The sequence below is a fragment of the Paenibacillus sp. FSL R5-0378 genome (assembly GCF_038009285.1).
In the GTDB taxonomy this organism is placed as follows: domain Bacteria; phylum Bacillota; class Bacilli; order Paenibacillales; family Paenibacillaceae; genus Paenibacillus_AQ; species Paenibacillus_AQ favisporus.
This window is the reverse complement of sequence record NZ_JBBPAY010000001.1, coordinates 2789742-2811077: the sequence shown is the minus strand read 5'-3', so window position 1 is coordinate 2811077 and position 21336 is coordinate 2789742. Positions and strand designations below refer to the sequence as shown.

Annotated in this window: 20 protein-coding genes and 1 riboswitch; of the genes, 4 read left to right on the top strand and 16 right to left on the bottom strand. The window is 44.3% G+C overall.

From position 1 onward, the window contains the following. Positions 1 to 209 precede the first annotated feature (209 nt). The gene (locus MKY74_RS13185) at positions 210 to 1397 is read left to right on the top strand and encodes a GDSL-type esterase/lipase family protein (RefSeq protein ID WP_076169030.1); all 1188 of its coding nucleotides are present in this window, start codon (positions 210 to 212) and stop codon (positions 1395 to 1397) included. 166 nt (positions 1398 to 1563) lie between these two features. On the opposite strand, the gene MKY74_RS13180 is transcribed toward MKY74_RS13185, so the two are convergent. From MKY74_RS13180 to MKY74_RS13145, 8 genes are all read right to left on the bottom strand, one after another. Next, on the bottom strand, positions 1564 to 1803 hold the full coding sequence (locus MKY74_RS13180; RefSeq protein ID WP_076169032.1) for a glutaredoxin family protein: 240 nt from the start codon (positions 1801 to 1803) through the stop codon (positions 1564 to 1566). Positions 1804 to 1826: 23 nt separating this feature from the next. Continuing rightward, positions 1827 to 2030, bottom strand: a complete 204-nt coding sequence (locus tag MKY74_RS13175; protein ID WP_076169034.1) for a heavy-metal-associated domain-containing protein — start codon at positions 2028 to 2030, stop codon at positions 1827 to 1829. Positions 2031 to 2085: 55 nt separating this feature from the next. Beyond that, entirely contained in the window at positions 2086 to 4521 is a 2436-nt protein-coding gene (locus MKY74_RS13170) for a heavy metal translocating P-type ATPase (protein WP_076169037.1), read from the bottom strand. A 240-nt stretch (positions 4522 to 4761) separates the two neighbouring features. Then, complete coding sequence (locus MKY74_RS13165; protein ID WP_076169039.1) at positions 4762 to 5112, bottom strand: metal-sensitive transcriptional regulator; 351 nt, start codon at positions 5110 to 5112, stop codon at positions 4762 to 4764. Positions 5113 to 5322: 210 nt separating this feature from the next. Next, the gene (locus tag MKY74_RS13160; protein WP_084203805.1) at positions 5323 to 6768 is read right to left on the bottom strand and encodes an MFS transporter; all 1446 of its coding nucleotides are present in this window, start codon (positions 6766 to 6768) and stop codon (positions 5323 to 5325) included. Between the two features lie 249 nt (positions 6769 to 7017). Beyond that, positions 7018 to 8097, bottom strand: a complete 1080-nt coding sequence (locus MKY74_RS13155) for a sensor histidine kinase (RefSeq protein WP_076169041.1) — start codon at positions 8095 to 8097, stop codon at positions 7018 to 7020. After that, complete coding sequence (locus tag MKY74_RS13150) at positions 8094 to 8786, bottom strand: response regulator transcription factor (RefSeq protein ID WP_076169043.1); 693 nt, start codon at positions 8784 to 8786, stop codon at positions 8094 to 8096. Before MKY74_RS13150 ends, MKY74_RS13155 begins: the two co-directional genes overlap by 4 nt. A 170-nt stretch (positions 8787 to 8956) precedes the next feature. Continuing rightward, a complete protein-coding gene (locus MKY74_RS13145; RefSeq protein WP_076169045.1) occupies positions 8957 to 9157 on the bottom strand; it encodes a copper ion binding protein in 201 nt (66 codons plus the stop codon). A 158-nt stretch (positions 9158 to 9315) separates the two neighbouring features. On the opposite strand from MKY74_RS13145, the gene MKY74_RS13140 reads away from it, so the two are divergent. Next, positions 9316 to 10839, top strand: a complete 1524-nt coding sequence (locus MKY74_RS13140) for a multicopper oxidase family protein (protein ID WP_076169047.1) — start codon at positions 9316 to 9318, stop codon at positions 10837 to 10839. 70 nt (positions 10840 to 10909) lie between these two features. Here the strand turns inward: MKY74_RS13140 and MKY74_RS13135 are convergent, their stop codons facing one another. Together MKY74_RS13135 and MKY74_RS13130 are read right to left on the bottom strand one after the other, a co-directional pair. Continuing rightward, positions 10910 to 11380 (bottom strand): C40 family peptidase, encoded by a 471-nt coding sequence (locus tag MKY74_RS13135; protein ID WP_076169050.1) that lies wholly within the window; start codon positions 11378 to 11380, stop codon positions 10910 to 10912. A gap of 4 nt (positions 11381 to 11384) precedes the next feature. Next, positions 11385 to 11516: riboswitch (cyclic di-AMP (ydaO/yuaA leader) on the bottom strand. A 474-nt stretch (positions 11517 to 11990) separates the two neighbouring features. Beyond that, on the bottom strand, positions 11991 to 12557 hold the full coding sequence (locus tag MKY74_RS13130; RefSeq protein WP_076169052.1) for a YdhK family protein: 567 nt from the start codon (positions 12555 to 12557) through the stop codon (positions 11991 to 11993). 177 nt (positions 12558 to 12734) lie between these two features. Between MKY74_RS13130 and MKY74_RS13125 the strand changes: the two genes are divergently transcribed. Both MKY74_RS13125 and MKY74_RS13120 read left to right on the top strand, forming a co-directional pair. Continuing rightward, positions 12735 to 13064 (top strand): metal-sensing transcriptional repressor, encoded by a 330-nt coding sequence (locus MKY74_RS13125; RefSeq protein ID WP_076169054.1) that lies wholly within the window; start codon positions 12735 to 12737, stop codon positions 13062 to 13064. Positions 13065 to 13458: 394 nt separating this feature from the next. Beyond that, on the top strand, positions 13459 to 14832 hold the full coding sequence (locus tag MKY74_RS13120; protein ID WP_341012276.1) for an MATE family efflux transporter: 1374 nt from the start codon (positions 13459 to 13461) through the stop codon (positions 14830 to 14832). A 54-nt stretch (positions 14833 to 14886) separates the two neighbouring features. Here MKY74_RS13120 and MKY74_RS13115 read toward each other — a convergent pair whose 3' ends face one another. The 6 genes from MKY74_RS13115 to MKY74_RS13090 form a co-directional block, all read right to left on the bottom strand. After that, positions 14887 to 16221 (bottom strand): ISL3 family transposase, encoded by a 1335-nt coding sequence (locus tag MKY74_RS13115; protein WP_076169608.1) that lies wholly within the window; start codon positions 16219 to 16221, stop codon positions 14887 to 14889. Positions 16222 to 16236: 15 nt separating this feature from the next. After that, the gene (locus MKY74_RS13110) at positions 16237 to 17418 is read right to left on the bottom strand and encodes an MFS transporter (RefSeq protein WP_076169056.1); all 1182 of its coding nucleotides are present in this window, start codon (positions 17416 to 17418) and stop codon (positions 16237 to 16239) included. 74 nt (positions 17419 to 17492) lie between these two features. After that, positions 17493 to 17783 (bottom strand): ArsR/SmtB family transcription factor, encoded by a 291-nt coding sequence (locus tag MKY74_RS13105; RefSeq protein WP_076169058.1) that lies wholly within the window; start codon positions 17781 to 17783, stop codon positions 17493 to 17495. Between the two features lie 653 nt (positions 17784 to 18436). Next, positions 18437 to 19042, bottom strand: a complete 606-nt coding sequence (locus MKY74_RS13100) for a nucleotidyltransferase domain-containing protein (protein ID WP_076169060.1) — start codon at positions 19040 to 19042, stop codon at positions 18437 to 18439. 160 nt (positions 19043 to 19202) lie between these two features. Further along, complete coding sequence (locus tag MKY74_RS13095; protein ID WP_076169062.1) at positions 19203 to 19778, bottom strand: PadR family transcriptional regulator; 576 nt, start codon at positions 19776 to 19778, stop codon at positions 19203 to 19205. A 151-nt stretch (positions 19779 to 19929) separates the two neighbouring features. After that, complete coding sequence (locus tag MKY74_RS13090; protein WP_076169064.1) at positions 19930 to 21324, bottom strand: MDR family MFS transporter; 1395 nt, start codon at positions 21322 to 21324, stop codon at positions 19930 to 19932. Between the last annotated feature and the right edge of the window lie 12 nt (positions 21325 to 21336).

Sequence of the window (21336 nt, the reverse complement as noted above, 5' to 3'; positions counted from 1 at the left end):
GGAGTTCCTTTAGTAAGCGCCGGATATAGCATACCTGGATTGAATATATTAATTCACCTATATACATCAATTTCGACTAGAACCAATAAATAGAAATGTTCCATCCACTTGCTCACTTACGGGCTAGTTACGTTGCATGTATGGAATTAAAATGATATAAGAATAGATAAGGGGGGTATACTATCCTAAAAGAAAGGTGAGTATTTAGTATGTCTCAATGGAAAAGATCATGGTATGCGAGTCAAACCCAATTTGATGATCGGTTTTTTGGTCATGCTTTCTCCCATGCTTCATTCGAGAACCAGACTGTACGCATGGTGATACATCCTCATGATTACGGATCGATATGGCGTATTAAATTTTCTAATCGTTACGGAGTTTACCCCTTAACACTTGACAGTGTCACGCTATCAAGCCACCGCAAGAATGTAAATTTTGATGATCAAGATGTTGGCAATGTTACATTTAAAGGGTCATCCAAGGTTGTCATACCGGTTGGGAAAGAATTGTATAGTGATCCTATCTCGTATCATGCTGATCCAAGCGCTGACTTAACCATTAGTCTCTATTTGCCCGTTTATACAAAGGTTTCAACTTGGCACTTTTCCCCTGCTCGTTCCACGTACATCGCGCAAGGAAACCAAACTAAGGTGAACGATGCCAATATATTTGATACTACGACACATTCGTATTATTGGTTAACCGCATTAGATGTAGAAGTGATGTCTTCAGGGGTTGATCCTGGGGTTTTTGTTGTGATGGGAGACTCCATTACAGAAGGCTATGCTTCCAGTCTAAATGCTAACCAACGTTGGCCAGACTTATTGCTGAATCGAATCCGTCAAGTGAGTGATCAGCCGTTGCCCTCGATTCTAAATGCGGGACTAACCGGCAACATGATTTTAAGAGATGCAAGAGATGTTGAAGAAGGGGCAGCTCTTGGTTTAGCAAATGCCGGTGAACGAATGCTTGATCGTTTAGAGCGGGAAGGTTTCACCCAGCCAGGTCTAAAGGGAATCATTTTTAATTGCGGCATCAATGATATTTTCGGTGATGCTACCTCGGAACAACTGATAAGAGGGTTGAATGAAATGATCGACCGAACCAAGAAACAGCATCTCAAGGTAGCAATATGTACCGTGACCCCCTTTGGGAAATCACATTTTTTTACTGATGAGCGGGAAAAAGTACGTCAAGAAGTGAATCAATGGATCCGTTCTAACGCTCAAACTGATCTAATCATCGACTTGGATCGGACATTGGCGGATCCACGAGAGCCGACTGAGATGCTCCATATTTACGATTCAGGCGACAAAACCCACCCCAATGACGATGGGAATAAGGCTATAGCGGAAGCAGTACCATTATCATTTTTTTACGAGTCAAGCCAAAATTAGCAACCCATTTGGTCTAATATCCGTTGTACATTTTAGCAGATGCTCATCCCCCTCTTGGCTGACTCGAACTTGTTTCAGAAATACCAACCTCCAGCAAGTTGCAACGTAAAAGGGCTCTAACTTGAAATTCTGCAAGTTAGAGCCCTTTGAACCCTCCAAATCCTATTCATGCCAGTAATGCACTTATTTCTTTGAAATTTTCTGCAAACCCAATGAACACTTTATCGTCAATAAGGATGGTCGGAACAATTTGTTTACCCGTAAGATTTTTAACTTCTACTGCATATTCAGGGTTTTCTTCGCAGTTATATTCTATATAAGGAACGTTTTGCTCTTTAAAGTATCGCTTCGCATGATTGCAATCACTGCAGGTGGGGATCGTGTAGATTTTTACGTTTACGGACATACTCTCACTCCCTTTTCCTGATATTAATTAGCGACCTCATACCCTTTACTCCGGATAACATCCTTAATATCTCCCAGGGTAAATTTTGATTCGTCGTACTTGACCTCAACGGTACCTTGATCAAAATGAACCTTTCCCTCCACACCGATGGAATTCAATGTTCCTTCAATTTTACTAATGCATGAACGGCAGCTCATTCCATGTACTTTGACGTTTGCATCTTGCATCCTATTCACCTCCTTTCGCTTGCTGTTGGCTATTTTATCGTTTCTGCTGCAATCGTTAGCTGCGTACTTTTACACGCTGCAGCCGAAGTGCGTTCAGTACAACGGATACGGAGCTCAGAGCCATCGCTGCTCCTGCTACCCAAGGTGCCAGCAGACCGATGGCTGCGATCGGAATGCCTAGAGTGTTATAACCAAGCGCCCAGAATAAATTCTGGCGAATATTACTCATCGTTTTACGGCTCATATAGATGGCGTCCGGGATACTCGTCAGATCGCCACGCATCAAGGTCACATCGGCCGCCTCCATGGCAACATCCGTTCCTGTCCCAATAGCCATTCCTATATCGGCTGTGGCTAATGCCGGAGCATCGTTAATGCCATCACCCACCATGGCTACGGTTTTTCCTTGGGCCTGCAGGGCTTTAACTTCTTCTGCTTTCCCTTCGGGCAACACTTCTGCACGTACATGATCAATGCCAACCTGGGCAGCGATCGCTTTGGCTGTACGCTCATTATCACCCGTGATCATGATCACCTGAATGCCCATTCCTTTTAAGCGCTGAACAGCTTCTTTAGAAGTCTCTTTAATGGTATCCGCCACCGCAACCATGCCGGCATATTGCTTATCGATCGCTACGAGCATAGCTGTTTTTCCCGTTTCTTCGAGACCAGACATCGTTTCGTAGGCATGCATAGCATCTACATCGTACTTTTCCATCAATCTTCTAGTACCGATCAGCAGTTCTTTTCCTTCGACGACAGCCTGGATTCCGTAGCCTGGAATAGCTTCAAAAGCTTCTGTTCCAGGAAGGGAAATATTGCGCTCCTGAATGCCGGTCACAATCGCTTCGGCCAAAGGGTGTTCCGAATTTTTCTCCGCAGCGCCGACGAATCTAAGGAAGTCTACTTCGTCCATCTCTGTAAGCACATCCGTAAGTTCAGGTTTACCTTTCGTTACCGTTCCTGTTTTATCCAGGATTATGGCGTCAATCTTATGAGTCTGTTCAAGGTGTTCTCCGCCTTTGAACAAGATCCCGAGCTCTGCAGCACGACCCGACCCGGCCATAATCGATGTTGGAGTTGCCAACCCCAGCGCACATGGGCAGGCAATAACCAGGATGGCGATTGCTTTTTCCAAAGCCTCTGCAAACTCGCCAGGTGTGACCAAGAAATACCAGACCAGGAAAGCGACCACCGCAATACCTACCACAATGGGAACAAAAATACCGGAGATCACGTCTGCCACCCGCTGAATCGGGGCTTTGGAACCTTGGGCTTCTTCAACCACTTTAATAATCTGTGCCAGCGCAGTTTCCTTGCCGACTTTGGTTGCTTTAATACGGAGCATGCCATTTTTGTTGATGGTCGCTCCTATGACGGCATCACCGGCATTCTTTTCAACGGGTAAGCTTTCGCCGGTTAGCATGGATTCATCCACGGAGGATGTTCCTTCGAGCACCACACCATCAACCGGAACTTTGTCTCCGGGCCGTACAAGAACCATATCCCCGACAATCACTTCATCGACCGGAATCGTCATTTCCTGACCATCGCGTACAACCAATGCCGTCTTCGCCTGGAGTCCCATCAGGGACTTGATGGCTTCGGAAGTCCGGCCCTTGGCCAGCGATTCGAACAGCTTACCCATGATAACTAAAGTGATCAGGATCGCACTTGTTTCATAGTACAATGATGGACCGTGGTGGGCGTTCGCTCCGGCAGTGAACCAGTCAATCGTCAGGTACAGACTGTAGAAATAAGCAGCTGAAGTCCCTAGCGATACCAACACGTCCATATTGGCGCTGCCGTTTCGGAGTGCCTTATAGGCCCCCACATAGAACTGTTTTCCGACATAAAATTGGACCGGTGTTGCTAAAATGAGCTGAAACCACGGGTTCATCAAAATTTCTGGCATGTAGATCCACGAGGTGAACGAAAAGTGTGCCACCATACTCCACAGCAGCGGAAGGGACAAGATTGCCGATAAAAGCAGCAATCGTTTCTGATGCTTAATTTCTTGTTTCCGGTGGTCGACCGCTTTCTTGTTCTCTTGCTTCGTTACCGCTTTATAACCGAGCTGCTTGACTTTATTCTGCATATCAGAAACGGAAATATCAGCTGGCGAATACTCAACTCTTGCCGTTTCCATCGCAAAGTTGACGGATGCGTTAGTAACCCCGGGAAGTTTGCTCAAGCCTTTTTCAATACGGTTAGCACACGCAGCACAGGTCATTCCTTCGAGGTTAAAATCAACGACTTCTTTCGCCGTATCATACCCCAGTTTTTTTATCGTTTCCTCCAACTTATCGACGCCTACCTTACCTGGATCATACGTTACACTTGCTTTTTCCAAGGCAAAGTTCACGTTGGCTGATGAAACACCTTCCAGTTTATTCAGTCCTTTTTCAATACGGTTGGCGCATGCAGCACAAGTCATTCCTGTAATTTGCAGCGTTGTCTGTTTGCTCTCTTTTCCGGCTACGGCTTCCATGTTCATCACTCCTAAAGGATAATGGCAAATGCATTCTCACAGTTTAAAACTTGCATGATATTACTTTTTCATGGGTTGTTATATTAAGGTGTTTATTTTGCTTTCCAACAACTTCCTTGAAATTAGTATACCCCCCTACCCTATAATTAGTCAACACTTTTCTAAATTTTTTGTGTACCCCAGTACCCTATATGATGATTCAAAATAAAAAGCAGCGTGATCGCTGCCTTTTAAAGGTCTTTATTTCATTAACTTATTCATGGTTTTCAATAGCTCATCTAAAACCTCAGTGTCACCTTCTTGGATCCGATCGATAACACAGCTCTTCATGTGATGCTCAAGTAAAAGCTTACCTACCCCATTTAAGGCCGATTGCACCGAAGCAATCTGGTTTAAAACATCATCGCAGTAAGTGTCTTTTTCGATCAATCCTTTGATCCCCCGGATCTGCCCCTCTATTCGGTTCAACCTGGATATCATATTGTTTTTTTCTTTTTCGGAATGATGGCTCTTCCGACCCGGTTCCTCACTTGAGCAGCACCCTGCATTTTCTGCTAAAGTACTTTCTACCGTTTCCAGTTCAACACTCATTGTCCCTGCCTCCATTCCTGTATAAAAATCCTTACTAACGTATTGGTTTACTTCATATATCACGTCATGATTAATCTCTTGTACTCAATATATACCCCCCACCCCTATAAAGTCAAGTTGGTAACACCCATTAATGTCTCTGCCGCCAAATCACCTAAAATTAGCCGGAGTCAAAAAACTTCAGCCACAAGGTGACTGAAGTTAAAAAGATTACATCGATTTAGAGATGTCGGAGCCAACCTTTTTTGGTGAACGAATGAAGATCAATGCCAATAATGCGCCAATGAATGCAACGATACCCGACCACAAGAATGCAGCTTGAAATCCACTGTTCAGAGCTGCCGTTGGATCACCACCTGCTTGTGCCGAGGTCGTTGTTGCAGCAATGGCAACCATAATCGCCAAGCTGATCGCTGAACCAATCTGGTAGCTGGTATTGGCAAGCCCTGATGCAAGCCCTGCTTCCTCAGGTTTAGCTCCGTTCATGGCAGACATCATGGAAGGAATATAAGCCAGAGACATCCCGAGCGCACCTAAAAGTGAAGCCGGCAGCACATTCGCTAAGAAAGTTCCGTCTACAGGCGTGTTCGTGGAGAACAGGATCATCGAACCTCCTAAGGCAGTCAAACCTATTACGATATTCGCTTTTACGCCAATCTTGGCGATGAGCTTGCCCGTTATCGCAATCATGAAAATGGCGATGACAATGGTCATCGGCAGCAGCGCAACACCGCCGGTAAAAGCTGAAAATTTCAAAACCTGCTGCATGTATAGATTGAGGAAGTACCAAAGCGGGATCCATCCCCCTGATAACATTAACAGAGCGATATTACCTGCTGCTAGATTCGGTGCCTTAAAAATTCGAAGAGGTACAAGGGGTTCCTTTTTGACCGCCTGAACAATGAGGAAGAGGATAAATAGAGCTAAACCTAAGATCAGTGTCCATATCGTTGTAGGTGCTCCCCATCCGTTATGTTCTGCGGTGACAATCCCATACACAATTAAAACTAATGCCGCCGTAACCAATACGGATCCTACGATATCAATGCTACCTTTTCTGCGTGTTCCTTTTGCTAAAAGTCCGGGAGACAATATGAGGGCAAGAATTCCGACAGGGACGTTGATCAGAAATGTCCATTCCCAGCTTAGCCATTCGGTAATGACACCGCCAAGAAACACCCCCGCGGAACCTCCTGCAGCAGCGGATGCCCCCCAGAATCCCAACGCCTTCCCTAATTCCTTGGGATTTCCGCTAAATAACATCATAACGATCGTTAACGCGGACGGTGCAATGAGTGCAGACCCAAAGCCTTGGAGCGCTCGGCCGATGTTGAGTACGGTGTCGTTCCATGCTAGCCCTGCAAGTAACGAAGCTGCAGTTAGAATAAGAAAACCCCACATGAACATGCGTTTTTGTCCAAACAGATCAGACAACCGGCCCCCCAGCAATAAAAAGCCGCCAAAGAAAATAACGTATGCATTAAACACCCACTGTAAGCTTTCCTGGGAATACCCCAGCGCTTCTTTAATGGCGGGCAAAGCTACCCCGATAATTGATGTATCCATAATCACCATAAAATTCGCAAGGCATAACAATGCGAGTGCCATCCAGCGCCTCGGATCAGCCTGGGAAAGACCTTGAGACTGAGTTGTCATTTCTATCATCCTCCTTTAGAGAAATAAAACCGGTCCTTCATCCCTTTCACGCTCGTGACGGCCGTCAGATGAACGAGGTGAAATACCATAAATTACCGGGCTTGATGTGAATATAGTATAGCCCCCTACCCTATATTGTCAAGCGATTTATTTTTTTGAAATAAACAGCGAATGTTGGGTTATTAGTTGGCTCCTATCAAAATAAAAAACGCCCCCGTAGGAGCGTCAGGATTGCAGCCATTATAATCCTCACCTTTGTATCGGTAATTGTACGTAAAATTGTGCACCATGATCACTTTCAGCCCATATCTGCCCACCGTGGCGCTCTACCAACGTTTTGGTAATGGCTAATCCAAGCCCACCGCCACCCATTTTACGGCTGCGTGATTTATCTACCCGATAAAAACGCTCAAAGATATGTGGAAGATCCGCTGATGGAATTCCTATGCCATTATCTGAGACGGTAATTTGGACCACACCTAACCGGACGGTACCCTTGACTTCAACGGTACCGCCTTCAGGTGTATATTTCAATGCATTAGACAACAGGTTTGTCCAGATTTGAATAAGCCGGCTTTCATCGGCAATTACGCAAACATTGGGTATATCTTTTTTCTCCAGGTTAACTCCCTTTTGTTGAAATGAAGGACGCATGAGGTCCATGACTTGATCCATAGACTTCTTTAAGGAGACTTGCTCAAGCATGAATTGAAAATCGATGGAATTAACGATTTGAAGCTCTTCCAAATCATGCACCAGCTGAATCAAACGGTGAATTTCTTCACGGCTGGACTGGATCCGTTCCGGAGTAGGCTCCCATATTCCGTCTTGAATAGCCGCGAGGTAACTATTCAATGTGGTTAAGGGTGTCCGCAACTCATGTGCAATATTTTCGGTCATAGCGATTCTCAATTTTTCTTGCTGCTCCAGCTGTTCAGCTAAGTGATTGATGGAAGCGGCCAGCTCCTCCAGTTCATCTCTGGGCAAACTCTTCAACGGGAGACGGACATCCCGTTTTCCTCGGGCCATGATTAATGTAAGATTTTTCATGCTGATTAATGGCGACGAAATCCGTTTGGCGATATACACACTTAACACAAATGAGACGATTAAAGCTCCCCCAATCGTTAAGCCAATGGATTGTATAATCGCTTGCTCCAAGTGAGAATTCAGTGAATCAGCTGAATGCTGCGCTTCGGACATTTCGCGTCCATACATTTGAAAATGGTAGTGGGTTGCATTGATCATAGCAATCGAAGCGATCACCAAAATAAAGCCGGTATATAAAATCAGAACCGTGCTTAAGCGAAAGGATAATGTACGTTTCATAAACTCCCCCCATTAAAGCGGTATCCTGCACCAAAAACAGTCCGGATGAATAAGGGGTTCTTGGGGTCCTCCTCTATTTTTTGACGCAAATTTTTGACATGCTGATCAATAATGCGCGAGTCTCCATCAAATTCAAAGCCCATAACGAGTTCAATCAATTCTTCCCGGGAAAACGTACGCTCCGAGTTTCTCGCCATAACTAGAAGCAATTTATATTCGGATGGGGTTAAACTGATGGGTTTATGTTGAACGAAAACCTGTTTGGCATGGCTATCAATCATCAGACGTCCTTCGCCATATTCTAATCGATCGGCCAGAAGTTCTTGCTGATTAGTTCGCCGCAGTACAGTGCGAATTCTGGCTATGAGTTCTTGAGGATCGAAAGGCTTCACCATATAATCGTCTGCCCCAACAGACAACCCATGAATACGATGTGAAACGGACGATTTAGCTGTCAGCATAATAATTGGTGTGGGGTAAGCTGTTCGAATCTTCTGGCATAATTCCTCTCCGTTCATATCGGGAAGCATAAGATCCAATAAAACCAAATCAAAAGGTTGATTGGCTAATTCACTCCATGCACTCTCCCCTCCAGACGCTTCGTGCGCTTCAAACCCTTCCTTTCTTAAATAAGCGACGATGACTTCCCTGATTTTCTCCTCGTCTTCAACAACTAAAATTCTACGCATGAATTCCCTCCAAACGTATAGGCGGATTTTTTTTTCCTACACCTCAACTTCCGTTCTCTGCAAGACCATATAATCAAACAGGTCATTTCTCACAACGAAATGACCTGTTATGCTTCTTCCCGATTTTTTTCATTTTGACGACATCAATGTCTTATATTAAGGGTTCACTCTTAAACAACATCATAACCCTGGTCCTCGATAGTCTCTTTAATTTTGCTTTCCGTAAGTTTGGTCTCATCGAATTGAACTTCAACAGAAGCATTGGACAAGTTAACCTTCCCCCCGGCCCCTATTTGCTTAAGAGCTCCTTCAATGGAATTCACGCAGTGTTGACAGCTCATTCCGTTTACGTTTAAAGTAATGGTTTTCAATTTCGACTCCTCCTCTCGATTTGTTATTAGTATACCCCCCTATAGTATAATATTCAAGCCTAAAGTTATACTACCCCAGCCATCTTCATCATTTCTATACATGTTTATTTTATGATGAATGAGGCTTACATCAAAAGAATTAGAAAGGGGTTCTTCAAATGAAAGCAGCGATATTAAGAACAATAATCCTCGCTAGCTCGGTGGCCGTTTTTGCGGCAGGCTGCTCGAAAGTAAGCAATATGAACGGCATGGATCATTCAAAAATGAGTATGGGTTCAACCCCCACTTCCAACTCCAGTGAATCCGCTACATCCGCAAAACTGACAACAGCAACACCTGTTGTGGATGGTAAAGAGTTCACCATAACCGCACAGGAAAGTAATCTCGAAGTGGAGAAGGGAAAAACCATTCCCGTATGGACATTTAATAACTCGGTTCCCGGTCCACAAATCCGGGTTAAGGTTGGAGATACAGTCAAAGTAAACTTGAAAAATCAACTCAAGCAGCCTGTCTCCATCCATTGGCACGGCTATCCGGTTCCAAACAACATGGACGGAATTCCTGGAGTCACACAAGATGCTGTTGAACCCGGAAAAACCTTCACCTATGAATTTAAAGCCACCGTACCGGGTACTTATTGGTACCATTCACATCAAGACAGTGTGAATCAAGTGGACAAAGGCTTGTATGGTTCTCTTGTAGTCGAAGACCCCCAAGATACCGCTGACCGCGATTACACCCTTGTGCTCGATGAATGGATGAGTTCTGGAGATATGGACATGGATAACGATGGGATGAATATGGCAGGACATGATATGAGTATGTATGACCTTTATACGATCAACGGAAAAACAGGTGATGCGATCGATAAGCTTACCGTTAAAGAGGGTGAAAAAGTAAAACTTCGGTTGATTAACGCCGGCTACATCACGCACCGGATGCATTTACACGGTCATTCCTTTAAGGTTGTTGCATCCGACGGGCAGCCCGTGAATGACCCGGCTGTGATCAAGGATCAATTCGTCTCGATTGCTCCCGGAGAACGATATGACATTGAATTTACCGCAGATCATCCCGGAAATTGGTTGCTGGAAGAACACGCAAAGGATAATCGAGCACAAAATATGAGAGCCATGATTCAATACGAAGGTTCTAATGCGAAGCCCGACCCTTCCGATGCCTTCGAAGAACTCCCCGATTTTGATTTGGAGAAGTACGGAACCATGTCTGCAACCGCATTTTCTTTGGATCAAAGCTTTGATGAAGACGTGACGATGAATCTAAATACCGAGATGAGAAATGGAGATATGGTTTACACGATCAATGGAAAGGTTTTTCCGGACACGGATACAATCAAAGTAAAAAAAGGAGATAAGGTAAAGGTGACCTTTGTAAATCAATCCAGAATGGACGATCACCCGATGCACCTGCACGGCCATTTCTTCCAAGTCTTGAGCAAGAATGGCAAGCCAGTTCAAGGATCTCCGATCATGAAAGACACGCTGAACGTCAAACCTGGCGAAACGTATGAAGTTGCTTTTGAAGCTGACAACCCCGGTGAATGGATGTTCCATTGCCACGATTTACACCACGCCTCCGCTGGAATGGTAACTGATGTGATGTATGATGATTATCAAAATAATTATACGCCTGATCCCAATGTGAACAACGTCCCTGAATAAACAACAAAACGCACCGGCTGACTTCAGCCGGTGCTTTCATTTTTGTTTTAGGTAGATTATCCCGACTAGATCAAATTTCACTGATCATTTTCAGGTAACTTTGTTGACTCACGACGCGGCGTGCTGTAACATACCGATTTTTATAATATGAATCCGATAATTTGCTAATGGTAACGCCTTTACTGCTTGAAGAGTGTGCAAACTCATTATTGCCGATATAAATACCCGCGTGGGATATTCCCGTACCGTCCGTATTAAAGAATACCAGGTCTCCTGCTCTAAGGTTTTCACGATCTACTGGAGTTCCGGCTTGAGCCTGTGTTTTAGATGTGCGGGGTAAATCTAAATTGAATTTATCGAATATGTATAAAATAAAGCCGGAACAGTCAAAACCAGCCACTGATGTGCCGCCCCACTGATAAGGAGTGCCTACGACCTTATCCACCTCACTTTCGAGTTTAACGGAGCTGGCAAAGGAACTGGTTGCACTTGCTGAAAAAACAATGGCCGCACCTAACATTGACAGTATTACTTTCTTCACTATGTAGTTCTCCTTCCGATGCCTACGGAGTTAGCTAAGGGTTCGGTAGAAGGTTCCCTCTATTCTTCAATGAGAATATTTCACCCAAAAATGGTTCCCCCGTTTTCAGTATCAAGAAATTCGGCAATAATGATTAAAAAAATGTAACCCTACATAATGTAGTATATAATCAGTTTTTTTGTCAATGGCTAATTAATAGATTCCCGTTAATCGTAACTATTTTACTGATATTTGTTGAATTTTATGGAAGTTTCAGCGAAGCTGAGTAAAGTTTGTCGATTACTATTCCCGAAATCGAGGTACTTATCTTGGTAACGGAACATGTTAAGCAAGAAAAAATAACAATTTTGTAAAGGATTGATTCCGAGCAACAAAAAAACTAAGGCAAATCATCATATAGACGCCAAACAAAAAACCGATCTGGCATTGCCAGATCGGTTAATTTATCCGTCAGTACACAGTCGAACCATGATCTTCATTGAGCTTGTCGATAACACGTCATAACGCTGCCTATATCCAATATTTACAGTATCAGTCATGTAACGTACATAAGGAACAAGGAACTCGCCGTCTTGTGCCACGCAGCATCACTCACCTGCTAAAAAATACTCTATTTAGAAAGCTCACTTTCGACTACCCATTGATGATTCTTAACGGGGTTTCCTCCTGTAGTTGGCGTGTAGTCAACCATGTACACCGTTGTTTTTTCAGCTGAGTCAATGGTGCCCTCTGCGCCTTTCATACCTTCCATGTGATCAGCCTCCATGGTCACCTTAGTTCCTGGCTGCAAGGGCTCACTACCCGCATCCTTTATTTCCTCCTGGATAATCCACTTGTGATTGGGAACGGGTTCACCTCCAGTGGTAGGAGTATAAGTTACAGCATAAGCCACCGTGTCGTAGGCACCGACCACTTTTGCCTTGGCTCCATCCATGCCCTCCATATGCTTGGCATGGATCACAACCTCATCTCCAACTTTGTAGGTGGGATTTTGAGCTTCTTTTAACCCTGCAGGAACCTCACCAGAACCGGAATGATTCATGCTGCCCATATCCCCCATATTTGAATGGTCGCTGCCCATGTCCATGTTCGTATTATTGTTTGCGTTATCCTTGTTTCCACACGCACTTAGCACCAGGATTGCTGCAAGGCTAATAAAAATGAATACTTTTTTCACAGTTTGTCACACACCTTTGCATATTTCTATTTGGATTGAATCCTCATCTCCCAAACATTCTACCCAAAACTTATGAAGAACTTGTGAAGGTTTCCCATCGTAAACGTGAGCTTATACCCCCCGATTATTGCTGTCATCCCCCTATGGGGGTTATAATTTGCAGAAGGGGGTTGGGACATGACTGAACATGATCATGGTAATGGTGGGGAGCATACTCACATTGTTACGCATACACATTCTCATACGCATAAAAATATGAAGGCCGTCGTTAATCGGCTTGCTCGGATCGAGGGACATGTTCGATCAATCAAAGAAATGGCTTCAAATGAACGTGATTGTTCCGAGATTTTACTGCAAATCGCAGCTGTTCGAAAAGCATTGGAAAGCACAGCAAAGGTGGTTTTGAAAGATCACCTAGAAACCTGCGTGATTGAAGCCGCATACCATGGAAATGAAGAGGAAGTTCTGCGCGACCTCAATAAAGCGCTGGATCACTTTATTAGATAATACACGAATAGCAAGAAGGGATTGTCCGGACTATCATTCTATCCCCAAGACAATTTAATGTTTACTCTAATTGTGGCCACCATGGTATACCGCTTCATCAAATCAGGAATAACGCTTAGACTTACTCCCCCCATCGCGAATAAGTAAGACAAATGAACATAAAACAAAAGGCAGACACTAAATGAATTTCATTTTATAAAAGGAAGTTAATACTCCCCTGAGATTGCCAATATCCTCTGAAAAAATTATTCCCGTAAAAATTCCCTGTAGATTATCTACAGGGAATTTACGCTTGATTGCATCCCCCCTAGGGGGATATAATCAAGCGTAGATCATACCACCGGGTGCCTCATGAAAGCATTCATTAGTTTCCATAAAGGGGGGGTAGATAATTGTGTCCAAAGGAATTGAAATTAAAGACGCGAGCAATAGGGAGAAAATTAAGATCATCTTGTCCTTAGGTTTACCTGCAATGATTGAAAATCTATTGCAAACGATCGTTGGTTTTGTTGATACACTATTTGTATCGAAACTGGGATTAAACGAGGTTACTGCGGTTGGCGTAACCAATGCTATTTTAGCTGTCTATCTTGCTGTATTTTTAGCCATGGGTATCGGCACCTCATCACTGATCGCCAAAAGTGTTGGTGCAGGTGATTTAGATAAAGCAAAGGCCATTGCTAGACAATCGAGCTTTATTTCCGCCATACTGGGTATTATTTTTGGGGTCATTACGTTTTTCTTTGCCCAACCTTTACTGCAGATCATGGGTGCCGAGCCGTATGTGTTGGCCAGTGGAGTTGTTTACTTCCGCATCGTCGCTGTTCCTTCCATTTTCATATCCCTTATGACCATTTTTGGAAGTATCTTAAGAGCTGCAGGCGATACGAAAACGCCAATGAAAGTTGGACTATGGATTAACCTGCTCCATGTAATACTCGATTACATTTTAATTTTTGGTTTGGCAGGGTTGCCAGGGATGGGGATTGCTGGGGCTGCATGGGCTACCGTTCTGGTTCGTTTAGTTGGCTCCGTTGTATTGTTTATGTATATCCGTAAATCCAAGCTTTCTTTTCCTCTAAAAATGAGTGCTGGTCATCATACACTTCCTTTGTTACAGCTTTCTGTACCGGCAGTTGCAGAACGATTAATTATGCGCTTTGGACAAGTGCTATATTTCGGACTCATCGTTCGTGTAGGAACTGAAGTGTATGCAGCACATACGATTGCTGGAAATATTGAAATCTTCTCTTACATGCCCGGATATGGCTTGGCTGTTGCGGCCACTACCTTGGTAGGGCAATATTTGGGGGCAAATCGACGAGAGGATGCTTACCAATTCGGGCTTTTAACAACAGGTATTGCCGTTATATTTATGTCCTTCGTGGGTATTCTCCTTTTTGTTTTCTCTCCTGTGGCGGCGACTTGGTTTACCGATGAAACCAATGCAATACGTATGGTAACAACCGCTCTACGCATCGATGCCTTTGCGCAGCCCTTTTTGGCTATAGGTTTGGTACTAGCCGGCGCATTGCAAGGAGCGGGAGATACCAAGAGTCCCATGTACAGCACAGCTATCGGAATGTGGCTAATCAGGGTTGTTGGGGTATATGTCTTGAGTATACATTTCAATTTAGGAATTGCCGGAGTTTGGCTTTCAATCGCTATTGATCTCTTTGTTCGTGCTATTTATCTGTTTATTCAATTTAGAAGTAAGTTAACGAAAGGCTCTATGGAGCAAAAGAATAAGCACATTGCCTCATTGTAAATTTTAACTTGCCCATCGTTTCGTTGTAAGGCTCTATATTAATGGTTCGAGACCTTATAATTCGTCCTTCTCCAATTTATCGATTAAGGTGGGAAAATCAATTCCAAGGAAGATTATTTCTTCTGGCTCACGAACAACTTCAATAGCTGGTTTATTAAACATCGGAAAGTTTCCCTCCCGTAGATGGTAGCTATCAATCCGCCTCTGGTACTTTGGTTTGCATTGCTTTCTAAGTCCCTCTGTAAAGAGTATCTTGGCGCTTAGGGCCTCAAAAGAGTATCCCCTTCTTAAACGATTAATGACTCGAATAAGGCTAATTAGAGATTCCGTATAAGCATCTGGAATGCGATGGTCGAAATAAGCGAATATTTCTTCTTCCCAGTTCTTCATAGCCTTTGTCAGTGGTTCAAAAGCGGTTTGCAGGTCAGTTGGTACTTTAGCTTTCCATTCGTTGTATTTAAGAAATGCCGTTTGTCTGTTATCACATTCCCAAATATCCAAATATAATTCCTTTAAGTTATAAGCAGTGACGAGAGACGGATGATTCTTTCTCCAAAGGTCTAGCGTAATCCGATCCTTCTCTGTAAGCTCTATATCCCGTTTTAAGAGGATAAAACGGCCTGGCATCAGCCCGCGGCGTTCTTTTGGCGATAATCCTTCAAGGATCTGCTTACGAATGGTTTCTAACGCTTGGTTTGCCATACGGACAACGTGAAATTTATCTACGATGATAAGAGCTTTTGGCAATACAGCCCTTACGGCGTCCTTATACGGTTGCCACATATCCATAGTGACGTATCGGATTTGTCCTCTATTTGGAAGGCTTAAGAGGTAATCTGCAACGGTTTCCTTATTACGATTTGGCAAAACATCCAACAAAGTACATTCCTCAATGTTGGTTAAAACGCATCTTGGTTTAATGATGTGAATTTCATCAATCCCAAGCCAATTGGGAGTTTCATATCGATGCGTTTCTCTAAGACGGTTGATGTAATCTCCAAAGATGTTGCGTATTGTTTTTTCATGCAATCCAACATCCTCGGATATGCTAACAAACGTACGTTCAATGCTTTGCGTCTCTATATAAGACAATAATCGTTTGGTGCAGTTTCGCTTTTTGTCTATGGTGTGGTCTAAGTGTTCCCAAAAGGTTCGATTGCAGTCTCTACAGCAATATCTCTGACGCTTTATGAGAAGGCTTACACGCTTGCCGTGAAGAGGCAAGTCCATACAAATCTGTTCCCTGCTATCGTGTTTGTAGAGGTTGGCTATACATCCACAATGAGGGCAAGCCAAAGGTGGAGAGTTCGTCACCATTTGAATTAGAAATTCAAACTCATTCTCACATATACTCAGGATGTTAAATTTCGGAAAATTTAGAATATCCATATGAGTTTCTTGCATTTATGATGCAATCTCCTTCTTTGTTTTCGCTTGGCTGGTCAAAATACCGCTGAGTATGAAAGATAACAAGGAACCGGCAAAGCATATAGCCGCAAACATGCCAACGGCGGAAAAACCGTTAAAAGTCGCGTAAATGAGGCCAGCGATCCAAGACCCGAGCGTTGTCGCAGCATACATGATTGAATTGGCCAAGCTGGAAGTCGTGCCGCGGATGGTTGGATTTAATGAATTCAACATTCCCAATATGAGGGGAAAAGCGATCCCCATGTTAACGAATATGAAAAAGTAAACACTTTCGAAAGCCGCAACCGATGACAAGTGAGGCAAAACAATAAAACATACGATAGAGACAAGAAAGCCCACAACTAGCGTATTGAAACGGTTAAACGTTTTGATCACATAGGCACCGCCGAAGCTTCCGACTATATTCCCGAGACCAAGAAAAAACATCACGTACCCCGCTTGGTCAATTGAAAGATGAAAACGATCTGTCACCCATTTTCCAATGAAAGAAAAGGCGGCAAAGAATCCACACTGAAATAAGAAGTGAGCGAGGAAAGCCCTTCTCGCCATTCGGCTGTTCAATAAGGGGATGTATCTACTGAAAATCGGAGTCTTGGTTTTTGGGCCATGATTTGGTTTCATTTCGGGCAAAGCATAGAAGATGAATACCGCCACCAATAGTGCACATGCACCGATTGTAAAGAAAGGATAATACCAATGGGTTGAGGCAAGCAGACTTCCAATAGGGATGCCGAACGCTTGGGAAGCAGCTAAGCCTGCCATGACGATTCCTGATACTTTGGCTATTTTTGGTGTTGGAAACAGAGCAGGAATCGATGCCCAGACTTGAGGCGCCGTAAATGCTGCGCTGACTCCAGCTAAAAAACGGAATACGAACATCGACCAAAAACTTGTGGCAAAGCCGCATAATATGGTTGAAACCGAGAAGCAGACCATGCCAAAAAGCATTACTTTTTTGCGATCCCATCCATCGGAAAGCGGTCCAGCGATTAATGCGAAAATGGCATAACCTAAAGCATAAGCCCCAACCATCCAACCGGAATATTCCGTTGGGATATGAAATAAGTTCTGAAGCGTGGGGATGAGCGGAGAAATCAAAAACGTATCTGTACCGATAACAAACATGATGAGGAAAAATAAAGTAGTTAATTGGATCATTCTATTCACCCTCTATAGTTAGTTCTATTGTTCAATGATCATTGAACTAATAAATAAAAAAAGAGAATTTCTTTCTACAACGTATCCAGAAATCCGGGTAAGTAAGTTTGAAATGTCTCCAAATCGATGCTCATATACTTCGCTTGAGCTTCTTTTCGTACCTTGATCAATTTCGCCTCCTTTAAAGTACGCAAGTGATACGACGTATTTGATTTCGTAGTATCGCGAATGTGTCCGACCTCTCCACAATTCATCTCATTCTTGCTGATGTATAAAGCTCGAATGATGTCCAATCTTGTTTCATCAGCTAACGCCTTAAATATTTTGACTCTGAGCTCATCATTTATTATTTTTTGAGTAGTCATAAAACCATTGTACTAATTTACCGCTGCAAATCAAGTCTTTAGATAAGTACCACCATATTCTCCGATTTTTAATTTCTCAACACTCATGGCCCTTGTGTGTTGTCATAATTAGTGAGAAAAACCAACCAAATAAAGTTGATACATCCCCATCTCTTCAATAATTTCACACCGACTCGTTTTGCTCGTCACTCCCCGAGTAGATTTGGATACCGCTTTTTTTAGTACTCAATTTCCGCCTTCAAGTACTCCATTTCTTTTTCTACGCTGGCGAACTTTGTTTTCGGTCGTCCTTTACGAAAGGCTTCTTGCTATATTCCCATCAGTACCAGTTTGCGGACTGCATTTTCAACTCTTCAGGATAGCTATTATTATTACGGCCTGTTTTCCCCACAAAAAATCCCCTCCGGTATCCAACGTTTAAGTACATCTTACCAGATGTCTTTTTTTCGTTGTCTACCATGAGGGGATAATACCACATCGGCGGTTCTTACCTTCATCCTGAGTTCCGGAACGGCGTTTACTCCTTCACTCTACTAAAATCACCCATCTTTTTAACCACCTGCGAAATTTTGGACAAGGTAAAATCCATAACCGGATGATGCAAGGAGTACGGCAACTTTCCGCGGGATTTCAATTGCCCTCGTCTGAAGAAACTATTTTAAAGCAGAAATCCAATCGTGTCCTTCCGGATATTGAAGGTTTAGTGAGGATTTCAGCCATGCTTTTTCTTTAGGTGAAAGACTTGGCAGTACGGTTTGAAAATCCAGATAATCTTTTTCTCTTACTTGAGAAGCCCCTCCTTTATAAAGAAGCTGAATCTCGGGTCTCATGTAAGGTATTTCTTCCTTTGTTTTTAGAAACAACTCATCGACCGGTCTTGTTATCAAGTGATTTCGATTGTATTTCCACGTGGTCCCCTCTGTATTCAATAGCATCAATTGAAAAACAAACGGGGCATCTTTACTTCTGCTAACCCATATATCATTTGTTGTATGCAAGTATTCCTGGTCTTGCCAAAGAGTAAGTTTGCCTTCTTCTGCTTTATATAAAACCCAATCCTGATTTAAATATTGATATGCAAGCAGGTGCTGCTCCCTTGTAATCGCAATGTCTACATCGCTATGCTTCCTTGTTTGTTTACCAAGATGTAAATCCAGTGCCCAACCGCCGGCAATGCACCAATGAATCGGTATTTCAGAGAAGATATCATGAATTTCCGGTATGGAGATAGGCACCCAATTATATATGTCCGATCTCAAATAACCCACTCCTTTGCTTTCAGTGCAAGTCATGGATTGCCAAGTAAATCAAAATAGGATATTTTCGCCCTTTCGCGTCATTTGTTTCAACAAAGGGGTCAGCCTTTTTAGCTCGCCCCCCATCCTATTAATGATCTGCTACTCCTTAAGCCTTTCAATTTCACACCCGCTCAAGCCCTTGTCCATCCACGCGATGGCTCTCGATTAACTGCATAACCCACGTTTCATCAAATCGAAGCTTTTCCAACCGATGCCGGAAGAAGATCTGAATATATTTCTGCTCCCCGCCGGGAATCCGTTCGTCTTTGCCAGCGTATTCCAACCGTTCTTCCTCGTGACGGATTTCATAACGCAGGTAATCTTTGTATTGATGCAAAATTAAAAACTGCAATTCTTTGCTGATCAGTTCAAAATTTTTCAGTTTCGTATAAAAATGAAGCTCGTAATCCGGCGAATATGGAATCGGTTCTTCCATCAACCGGAAAAAACGTATTCTGCCTTCGTCCGTAAGTTTATAGGTCTTTATTTTTTTTCCTCTTCCTTGTTTGGCACCCTCCGGTTGCTCATCAGGAACCTGTTCGATCAAACCGTCCGCAAGCATGCCGTGGATCAGCGGATAAATCGCCCCCCAGCTGACTTTTCGCGTAGGACCAACGATCCCGTTCAAAATCTGATGCAGCAAGTAGCCGTGCATCGGGTTATTCATCAATTCGCCTAGTATGAATAATTCGTACAAACGAAAGGCCCCCTTGTAGGTTTTACTGCTTTTATGCAAACAACAGTATAACATACGGATGCCTGTAAAAACAGAAAAGCCGCAGGTCGCGGCTTTTCCAGGCTGCATCCATTTGCGGCCGGTTCCGGTATTTCGCTTTGTTATCCTGCCGTTACGCTGAATGCTGCTGCGCCATCACTTGGCGGTGTTTCGGCAGGAACAATACGGCGAGCAGGTTCGCAATCGCGATCCCCAACATGAACAGAAAAACGGCATGCATTCCGGCAGTCAGCTCCGTTTTGGAGCCAATTATGGTTACATACTGGTTGTAAATCGTGCCGAATACCGCGATGCCGACCGTTTGGCCCAGCGCACGGGCCAGCATGCTGGAAGCGTTGGCGACGCCGCGTTTTTCCCAGCCGACGACCGATTGCACGACAACGGTGGAGGGCGTCGCAATGAACCCCATTCCCAGTCCGATTAGCACGAGGATACCGATCCAAAATACATAGGGCGAGTTCATCTGAATCGCAATCAGCCAGAGGGAGCCTGCCATGACCAGCGAAGAGCCGAATACGATCGATGCCTTCACCCCGACCCGGTACATGAGCCGGCCGGCGATGTTGGAGGCGAGCGGCCAGGCCAGCGACATCGGCATAGCGATCAGTCCCGAGCTTGTCGCGGAACTGTCTAGCACGGATTGAATCCAGATCGGCGAGTACACCGTCAACCCCGTCGTAATGCTGAACGTCAGAAAACCGCTGATATTGGTGACGTTCAATACGCGGATACGGAAAATCGATAACGGGATCATCGGTTCCTCCGCCCGTTTTTCAATCCAGAGGAACAACATAAAACATACGGCCGATGCCGCGAACAGCCCCACGATCACCGGGGAATCCCAGGAATGCCGGGACCCGCCGCTCAGCAGCGCATACAACAGTGCGGAGAAAGTAATGGTAAACATAATTGCGCCGAGGTAATCGATTTTTTTCGCCTGACGTTCGATCGGCTGGTGCAAAAATACGACGACCAGCAGCAGGGCGATGATGCCGATCGGCAAGTTGATGTAGAAGATCCATCGCCAGGAAACTTGATCGACGAAGTAACCTCCGATAAGCGGGCCGAGAAGGCCAGCCACGGACCAAACGGACGAAAAGATACCCATCATTTTGCCGCGCTGCTTGCCCGAGAACAAATCGCCGATGACGGTAAAGCACACGGGCGCAAGCGCCCCGGCACCAAATCCTTGCAAAGCCCTGAACCAAATGAGCCCCGTCATCGATTGTGCGGCTCCGCACAAGATGGAACCGAGCATGAATAAACTGATGCCCGCGGCGAACACGGGTTTGCGCCCGAATAAATCGGCGAGCTTGCCGAAAATGGGGGTCGCCACGCAGGTAGTCAACGTATAAACCGCAAACACCCAACTGAACAGCGTCTCGCCGTGCAAATCCCTGATCATATGCGGGGTAGCGGTGGCGACGACGGTCGCATCCAAAGCGCCAATAAACATCGCCGCCAGCAGTCCGGCGACAACCATGTTGACGTTGGTTTTCGAGGCCATGCGGAAAACGCC